6 protein-coding genes and 1 pseudogene are annotated in these 8,597 nt (G+C 71.3%); 2 read left to right on the top strand and 5 right to left on the bottom strand.

Going from position 1 to position 8,597, the window contains the following annotated elements; translation table 11 throughout:
• Both ACFV61_RS25800 and ACFV61_RS25805 read left to right on the top strand, forming a co-directional pair.
• A pseudogene (locus ACFV61_RS25800) lies at positions 1-80 on the top strand (ABC transporter ATP-binding protein); the annotation flags it as partial.
• Positions 81-144: 64 nt separating this feature from the next.
• On the top strand, positions 145-2,703 hold the full coding sequence (locus ACFV61_RS25805) for an ABC transporter permease (protein ID WP_380494124.1): 2,559 nt from the start codon (positions 145-147) through the stop codon (positions 2,701-2,703).
• A 200-nt stretch (positions 2,704-2,903) separates the two neighbouring features.
• Here ACFV61_RS25805 and ACFV61_RS25810 read toward each other — a convergent pair whose 3' ends face one another.
• From ACFV61_RS25810 to eno, 5 genes are all read right to left on the bottom strand, one after another.
• On the bottom strand, positions 2,904-4,271 hold the full coding sequence (locus ACFV61_RS25810) for an NAD(P)/FAD-dependent oxidoreductase (protein ID WP_063348030.1): 1,368 nt from the start codon (positions 4,269-4,271) through the stop codon (positions 2,904-2,906).
• Between the two features lie 428 nt (positions 4,272-4,699).
• A complete protein-coding gene (locus ACFV61_RS25815; protein WP_063348031.1) occupies positions 4,700-5,635 on the bottom strand; it encodes a Ppx/GppA phosphatase family protein in 936 nt (311 codons plus the stop codon).
• 2 nt (positions 5,636-5,637) lie between these two features.
• The gene (locus tag ACFV61_RS25820) at positions 5,638-6,306 is read right to left on the bottom strand and encodes a DUF501 domain-containing protein (protein ID WP_079136261.1); all 669 of its coding nucleotides are present in this window, start codon (positions 6,304-6,306) and stop codon (positions 5,638-5,640) included.
• Positions 6,278-6,784, bottom strand: a complete 507-nt coding sequence (locus tag ACFV61_RS25825; RefSeq protein WP_063348033.1) for a septum formation initiator family protein — start codon at positions 6,782-6,784, stop codon at positions 6,278-6,280. Before ACFV61_RS25825 ends, ACFV61_RS25820 begins: the two co-directional genes overlap by 29 nt.
• A 206-nt stretch (positions 6,785-6,990) precedes the next feature.
• A complete protein-coding gene (gene eno / locus ACFV61_RS25830) occupies positions 6,991-8,277 on the bottom strand; it encodes a phosphopyruvate hydratase (RefSeq protein ID WP_363588371.1) in 1,287 nt (428 codons plus the stop codon).
• Positions 8,278-8,597: the final 320 nt, after the last annotated feature.

The following is an 8,597-nucleotide window of genomic DNA, read 5'->3' on the forward strand; positions in this document are numbered from 1 at the left end:
TCGACGAACTCCACCACCCCACCGCCGACACCGTCCTGGACCGCATGCGCCGCTTCGACGCCAAGGGCCGCACCAGCTAGAGCATCCCGCCAGCCAGGGCCAGCCAGCCCAGCCGCCGCCCCTACGCGAAACCCAGGACACCCCATGTACCGCACCGCACTGCGCAACGTGCTGGCCCACAAGGGCCGACTCCTCATGACGGCGCTGGCCGTCATGCTCGGCACCGCCTTCGTCGCCGGCACCATGGTCTTCTCCGACACCTTCGGCAAGGCCATGCGGGACAACAACTCCAAGAGCTACTCGGACGTCTCGGTCCAGGTCGTGGACTACTCGGCCGGCTCCCGCGCCGGCGCCAAGCAGAAGAGCGAGAGCGGCAACGCCTCGCTCACCGACGCCACCGTCCAGCAGCTGGCCGCCCTGCCGGGCACCGCCAACGCCCGCGGCGTGGTCAGCGGCTTCACCGGGGTCGCCGACCGGAGCGGCAACCTGATCGGCCAGTTCTGGGCCGCCAAGGGCGCCAACTTCGCCCCGGCCGCGGACGGCAAGGACCCGCGCTACCCGATGGCCGAGGGTCAGGGCCCGAAGAACGGCAAGGAGATCGCCCTCGACCGCAAGACCGCCGACAAGGCCGGCTACAAGATCGGCGACACCGTCCGGATCGCCATCAACGGCCCGGTGGTCGAGGCGAAGCTCACCGGCGTCTTCACCACCGACGACCCGGTGGTGAACAGCGGCGGCACCCTCACCCTGTTCGACCGCGCCACCGCCCAGCAGCTGCTGCTGGAGCCCGGCCACTTCAGCAGCATCGTGCTCACCGCCAAGCCCGGCACCAGCGAGGACGCGCTGCTCGCCCAGGTCCAGCCCAAGGTGCCGTCCGGCCAGCACTTCGACGTCGAGACGGGCGCCAAGCTCAAGGCCGACGAGCAGGCGATGATCACCAAGACCACTGACAGCATGCGCACCATGCTGCTGGTCTTCGCCGGGATATCGCTCTTCGTCGGCATCTTCATCATCGCCAACACCTTCACCATGCTGGTCGCCCAGCGCACCAAGGAACTCGCGCTGCTGCGGGCGATCGGCGCCAGCCGCAAGCAGGTCACCCGCTCGGTGCTGGTCGAGGCCCTGGCGATCGGCACCGTCGCGGCGCTGGCCGGGCTGCTCGCCGGCATCGGGATCGGCGCCGGCATGCAGGCCCTGATGAGCCAGCTGAACGAGAACATGCCGCACGGCACGCTGGTCATCAAGCCGCTCACCATCGCGGTGACCCTGGCCGTCGGCGTCCTGGTGACGGTGCTGTCCGCCCTGCTGCCGGCCGTGCGCGCCTCCCGGATCGCCCCGGTGGCGGCGATGAGCAGCGGCGACCAGCCGACCAGCCAGAAGAGCCTGCTGGTCCGCAACGCGATCGGCTCGGCGCTCACCGCCGGCGGCCTCGCGCTGATCGGCTTCGGCGCCTCCACCGGCAACGACAGCGGCCGCCTGCCGGTCGGCCTCGGCGCCCTGCTCGCCCTGATCGGCGTGTTCGTCCTGCTGCCGCTGCTCTCCCGCCCGGTGGTCGCGCTGATCGGCCCGCTGCTGCGCGGGCTCGGCGGCACCCCGGGCAAGCTCGCCCAGCAGAACGCGGTCCGCAACCCGCGCCGCACCGCGTCCACCGCCGCCGCGCTCACCATCGGCCTGACCCTGGTCAGCGGCCTCACCGTGATCGGTGCCTCGGTCGGCGGCGCGATCGACAAGGCCGTCACCAGCTCGATGAAGTCCGACTACATGGTCTCGGGCGCCAACCACATGAGCCTGTCCGAGCAGGTGCCCGGTGAGATCGCCAAGGCCCCCGGGGTGGCCGCCTCCTCCGCGGTGACGACCGCCAGGTGGGAGCTCGACGGCACCGGCGTGGCGATCACCGGCATGGACGCCGGCTCCTTCGACCAGCTCGCCGAGGTCAAGCTGACCAGCGGCGCCACCGCCGCCCTCGGCCAGGGCAAGGTCCTGGTGGACCAGGAGCTCGCCACGAAGCTCCACGTCACCGCCGGCTCGACGATGGCGGTCTCCTACCCGGACCAGTCCACCGGTCAGCTCACCGTCGGCGGCGTGTACGAGAAGGGTGGCATGCTCGGCTCGGCCCTGCTGGCCAACAGCGAGGTCGCCAAGCACGAGGCGAAGCCCTACATCACCGACGTCCTGGTCAAGGGCAAGGACGGCGCCACCGCCGCGCTCAAGCAGTCCCTCAAGGACGCCACCGGCGCCAACCCGGTGATCGACGTCAAGTCCAAGCAGGACGTCCGCGACGACTTCAGCCAGACCATCACCTTCGCGCTGAACCTGATGTACGGCCTGCTGGCGATGTCCGTGCTGGTCGCGATCCTGGGCGTGATCAACACGCTGGCGATGTCGGTCTTCGAGCGCAAGCGCGAGATCGGGATGCTGCGGGCGATCGGCCTTGACCGCCGGGGCATCAAGCGGATGGTCCGCCTGGAGTCCGTGGTGATCTCGCTGTTCGGCGCCGGCATCGGCCTGCTGCTCGGCTGCTTCATCGCCTGGGCGATCAACGGCACCCTGAAGTCCAGCCTGAGCGGCCTGACCACCGTCCTGCCGTTCGGCCAGCTGGCGCTGTTCCTGGCCCTGGCCGGGGTGGTCGGCCTGGTCGCCGCGATCTGGCCCGCCCGCCGGGCGTCCAAGCTGGACATCCTGGAGAGCATCAAGACCGACTGACCGCCCCTCACGGGCCCGCCCAGCGGGCGGACGACGAGAAAGGGCCCCTGCCGGAGGGTTTCGGCAGGGGCCCTTCTACTTCTGTACTCCGCCCGGTCGCACGGCCGGCTGAGCACCACGGAGGTCGTGGTCCGGCGACACTGCCGGGCGGAGGGCCTCCGACTCATACCCCGGTGCTCCCACACCGGGGTCGCAGTCGCTTACTTGCTGGCGAGTTCCTTCTCGGCGGCCGGCTTGGCGGCCTCCACGGGCTTCGTGGGCGCCGTGACCTCCTGGATCGGCAGGCGCGGCTGCTCCATCTGGGAGAGGCCGACCATCTCGCGCTTCAGGAACATGGCCAGCGTCCAGTCGGTGAAGACCCGGACCTTGCGGTTCATGGTCGGGACCATGGCGCCGTGGTACGCGCGGTGGAACCACCAGGCCAGGCGGCCCTTCAGCTTGACCTTGCCGAAGAGGATCGCGACGCCCTTGTGCAGGCCCAGGCCGGCGACCGCACCGAGGTTCTTGTGCTCGTAGTTCTTCTGCGGGAAGCCCCGCATGCCCGAGATGACGTTGTCACCGAGGACGGCGGCCTGGCGCACGGCGTGCTGCGCGTTCGGCGGGCACCAGGCGCCCTCGCCGGAGGCGAGGTCCGGGACCTGGGCGTTGTCGCCGGCGGACCAGACGTAGTCGAAGCCCTGGACCTGGAGGGTCGGCGCGGTGTCGACGTGGCCGCGCGGGCCCAGCGGCAGGCCGAAGTTGGCCAGCACCGGGTTCGGCTTCACGCCGGCCGTCCACACGATGGTGGAGGCGTCCATCTCCAGGCCGTTCTTCAGCACCACGTGCTGGTCGACGCAGGAGTCCATCGAGGTCTCGATGTAGACCTCGATCTTCCGCTCCTCGAGCTTCTCCTTGGTCCACAGACCGAGGTCCGGGCCCATCTCCGGGAGGATGCGGTTGGCCGCCTCCACCAGGACGAAGCGCATGTCGTCACGGCTGACGGTCTTGTAGATCTTGGCGGCGTCGCGCGCCATGTCCTCGACCTCGGCGATCGTCTCGACACCGGCGAAGCCGCCGCCGATGACGACGAAGGTCAGGGCCTTGCGGCGGACCTCCTCGTCGGCGGTGGACTCGGCCTTGTCGAGCTGGGCCATGACGTGGTTGCGGAGGCTGATGGCCTCCTCCACCGTCTTCATGCCGATGCCGTGCTCCGCCAGACCCGGGATCGGGAAGGTGCGGGAGACCGAGCCGGTCGCGACGACCAGGTACTCGAAGGGCAGCTCGTAGCTGTCGCCGGCCGCGGGCTGGATGGTGGCGACCTTGCGGGCGTGGTCCACACCGGTGACCGCACCGGTGAGCACCTCCGCCTTCTTGAGGGCGCTGCGCAGCGGCGCGACGAGGTTGCGGGGCGCGACGTTGCCGCCGGCCGCCTCGGGGAGGAAGGGCAGGTACGTCATGTACGACCGCGGGTCCACGACCGTGACGGTCGCTTCGCCGTAACGCATCTTCTTGAGGATGCGCATCGCGGCATACAGGCCGACGTAACCACCGCCGACAATGAGGATGCGAGGACGCTCCGTGGTGCTCATATCCGAAAGTATCCAGCACCGTCCGGAGCAGCCTTCGTGAGCCCGGTCACAAGCTTCTGGACACCCCGTGCTACACTGCGCGGCCGCAAATCCGGGCCCAGCGCGTCGGCTCACGGCCTTGGGCGCCCCCTCGTGGGCGCACGCCGGAATACCACCCTGCTGAGCAGCAACGATCCGTACGGCACCCGGGTTCCCGCTCGTGATTTCGATTTTCAAACCTCAACCGAGGCTTGACCTGCGATCCAGGGGTCGTCACGGCGAGCAGACCTTCGGTCCCACATTTCGGACGTAGCGGGCGAGCGGGTGCGACGAATGACTGGATCGCCATGTGAAGAAATTCACGAACTTTCCCGCACCGGTCCGGGCGCGCCCCGGCCCCGGACCCCCGAAAGGGGTGCCGGGGCCGGTCGGGTAAGGCCCGCAGGAGGTCAGGAGGCCATACTCCAGGCGATGCCGTCCAGGATGTCGTGCTCGCTCACGACCACCTCGGCCGCGCCCGTCCGCTCCATGATCTCCAGCAGCTCCAGCGCGCCGGCCGCGATCACGTCCACCCGGCCCGGGTGCATCGACGGGATGGCCGCGCGCTCGGCGTGGGTGGCACCCAGCAGCTCACGGGCGATCCCGGCGACCCGCTCCCGGCCGATCCGCGAGTGGTGGATCGCCGCCGAGTCGTAGGCCGGCAGGTCCTGGGCGATCGCGGACACCGTGGTGACCGTCCCGGCCAGGCCCACCAGGGTGGCCGCGCCGCGCAGCGGGACGACCTCCTCGGCCTTGTCCAGCTCGGCCCGCACGTGCGCCCGGGCCGTCTCGATCTGCTCCGGCGAGGGCAGCTCGGCGCCGCCGAAGTGCCGCTCGGTGAGCCGGACGCAACCGATGTCCACCGAGCGCGCCGCCTGCACGTCCGCACCGCCCAGCACGAACTCGGTCGAACCGCCGCCGAGGTCGAACACCAGGTACGGCGCCGGGAACTGGCCGCCGGTCAGCTCCTTGGTGGCGCCCACGAAGGACAGGTGCGCCTCCTCCTCGCCGCTCACCACCTCGGGCTCGACGCCCAGGATCGCGCGCACGCCCTCGACGTACTCGTCGCTGTTCTCGGCGTCCCGCGAGGCGCTGGTGGCGACGAAGCGGGTGCGCTCCGGGCCGACCCCGAACCCGGCGATGACCTCCCGGTACTCGCGGCAGGCCGCGAAGGTGCGGGCCAGCGCGTCCGGGTGCAGCCGGCCGGTCTGGTCCACGCCCTGGCCCAACCGGTTGATGATCATGCGGCGGTCGAGGTCGGTGATCTCCCCGGTGGCCGGGTCCAGGTCGGCGACCAGCAGCCGGATCGAGTTGGTGCCGCAGTCGATCGCGGCCACCCGGGTCATGCTCACGCGGACTCCCCGGGGTCGGACTCCTCGGCGGCCCGCTTCTTCGCGGCGCGCTCGGCGGCCTTCTGCTGCTTGGCCTCGATCACGGCCTGGTGGTCCTGCTCCTTGGCCCGGTTGCGGGCGACCCGCCCACCGGCGGCCTCGACCTCGGCCGGGGAGACGCAGGGGCCCTTGGCCCACCAGTCCTCCAGCAGGCCGATCGCCTCGTCGCCGAGCGGGTTGACGCCCTCGCCGGCCGCCAGCGAGTGGCCGACCAGCACGTGCAGGCACTTCACCCGGTCCGGCATGCCGCCGGCGCTCGGGAAGCCCTCCAGCACCTCGATGGCGTCGCGCCGGGCGATGTAGTCCTCGTGCGCCTTCTGGTAGGCGGCGGCCAGCTCCGGGTCCTCGGCGAGCCGGGCGGTCTGCTCCTTCATCACGCCGTCCGCCTCCAGGGTGCCGATCAGCGAGGCGGCCTTGGGGCAGGTCAGGTAGTACAGCGTCGGGAACGGCGTGCCGTCCGGCAGTCGGGGGGCCGTCTCCACGACGTCCGGGTTGCCGCAGGGGCAGCGGTGCGCCACGCCGCGCAGGCCGCGCGGCACCCGGCCGAGCTGGGCGGCGATGGCGGCGACGTCGGCGTCGGAGACGGCGGGGTGGTTCTCAGTGGTCATGGGGGGAGGTGTCTCCAGCGGGGGACGGTGGGAGCGGACGGGGGGAGGCGGGGGCGGCGGCGTCGGTGGTGTCGGCGGCGTCGACCGAGTCCCAGATGCTGGCGTACCAGGGCTTGGCGGCCCGCGCCGAGCCGCCGGACGCGCCGTCGGAGGCGGCCGAGCCGGCGGCGGCAGCGGAACCGGTGGCGGACGCCGAGGGCCGGGCGGCGGCCGGACCGGCCGGATCCACCGCGATGTACGGGGTCTCCCCCGGCATCGCGTAGTGCAGCCGGGCGCGGGCCTGCGCCTTGACGTACTCGGGGTCCTGCCAGCGGGCCTTCTCCCGGCGCAGCTGCTCGACCTGCTGGCGGGAGCGGTCGGCCTTCGCCTGCTGGGCGGAGATCTCGGCGCGCTGGGAGATGAACTGCCGCGTCGGGTAGGCGAGGATCGCCACCAGCGAGCAGAGCACCAGGACGAGGACGGTCGCCCGGCTCGTGAAGCGAGGCCGGGCCGCCAAGCCCGGGATCCTCCAGCCTGCCATCTCCCGTTCCCCTCCTGGTCGCGACGGTGCCCCGCCGTCCACCCTACGGGGTGAACGGCGGGGCACCGGTCAGGCGTGCTCACCGGTCGGCGGAGCGACCGTGCTCGCCGCTCCGAGGAGCGGCTGAGCTTGCTGCTCCGCGGAGCGGCTGTGCTTGCTACTCCGCGGAGCGGCTGTGCTTGCTATTCCGCGGAACGGAAACGCGGGAAGGCGCCGCGGCCGGCGTACTCGGCGGCGTCGTCGAGGATCTCCTCGATGCGCAGCAGCTGGTTGTACTTGGCGACGCGCTCGGAGCGGGCCGGGGCGCCGGTCTTGATCTGGCCGCAGTTGGTGGCGACGGCCAGGTCGGCGATGGTGACGTCCTCGGTCTCGCCGGAGCGGTGCGACATCATGCAGCGGTAGCCGTTGCGCTGGGCCAGCTCGACGGCGTCCAGGGTCTCGGTCAGCGAGCCGATCTGGTTCACCTTCACCAGCAGCGCGTTGGCGGTGCCGGTCTCGATGCCCCTGGCCAGGCGGGCCGGGTTGGTGACGAACAGGTCGTCGCCGACCAGCTGGACCTTGTCGCCCAGCTTGACGGTCATGGCCTTCCAGCCGTCCCAGTCCGACTCGTCCAGCGGGTCCTCGATGGAGACCAGCGGGTAGGCGTCGACCAGCTCGGCGTAGTACTCGATGAGCTCGGCGGCGGAGATGGCCTTGCCCTCGAACTGGTAGGCGCCGTCCTCGTAGAACTCGGACGCGGCGACGTCCAGGGCGAGCGCGATGTCGCGGCCGGGCACGTAGCCGGCCTTCTGGATGGCCTCGGTGATGAGGTCCAGGGCCTCGCGGTTGCTGTCCAGGTTCGGCGCGAAGCCGCCCTCGTCGCCGAGGCCGGTGGACAGGCCGCGCTCCTTCAGCACGCCCTTGAGGGTGTGGTAGACCTCGACGCCCCAGCGGACGGCCTCGGAGAAGGACTCCGCGCCGATCGGGGCGATCATGAACTCCTGGATGTCGACGTTGGAGTCCGCGTGCGAACCGCCGTTGAGGATGTTCATCATCGGAACGGGCAGCACGTGCGCGTTCGGGCCGCCCAGGTAGCGGAACAGCGGCAGGTCGCTGGCCTCGGAGGCGGCGTGCGCCACGGCCAGCGAGACGCCCAGGATCGCGTTGGCGCCGAGCGAGGACTTGTCCGGGGTGGCGTCCAGGTCGAGCATGGCCTGGTCGATCAGGCGCTGCTCGGTGGCGTCGTAGCCGACGAGCTCCGGGCCGATCTGCTCGATGACGGCCAGGACGGCCTTCTCCACGCCCTTGCCGAAGTAGCGGTTCTTGTCACCGTCGCGCAGCTCCAGCGCCTCGAAGGCGCCGGTGGAGGCACCCGACGGGACAGCGGCACGACCGGTGCTGCCGTCGTCGAGGCCGACCTCGACCTCGACCGTGGGGTTGCCACGCGAGTCGAGAATCTCACGGGCTACGACGACATCGATGGACGGCACGAGGCATCTCCTTGCGGAAGCAGGGTCCGGCTGACGTTGGGTGCTGCCGGCGGGACGATTGCGGAGTCGTTACGACCAGAGCCTAACCGCCCCGGCCCCCGGGGCCGCGCTGGCCTCGGTCCCGTCTCAGCGTGTGGCCCCGCTACCCACCAGTAGTTCACCTGCTTGCCCGATCGAAGCGGGCGAATACGGGGGAATGCGGGCGAAGGGGGGCGGGTGCCGGCCCCCATGGCCCCCACGGCGGCGGGCGCGCAAGGGCCCGGGCGCGGCCCCCCCGGGGAGCCCCAGGGCGGGCCGGGACAGCGTTGGGGTGGCCCCCC

It is taken from the genome of Kitasatospora sp. NPDC059817 (assembly GCF_042731835.1).
Lineage (GTDB): Bacteria > Actinomycetota > Actinomycetes > Streptomycetales > Streptomycetaceae > Kitasatospora.

Coding starts and splice junctions, on each gene's coding strand:
- ACFV61_RS25805 (WP_380494124.1), top strand. CDS start 145: ATGTACCGCACCGCACTGCGCAACGTGCTGGCCCACAAGGGCCGACTC.
- ACFV61_RS25810 (WP_063348030.1), bottom strand. CDS start 4,271: ATGAGCACCACGGAGCGTCCTCGCATCCTCATTGTCGGCGGTGGTTAC.
- ACFV61_RS25815 (WP_063348031.1), bottom strand. CDS start 5,635: ATGACCCGGGTGGCCGCGATCGACTGCGGCACCAACTCGATCCGGCTG.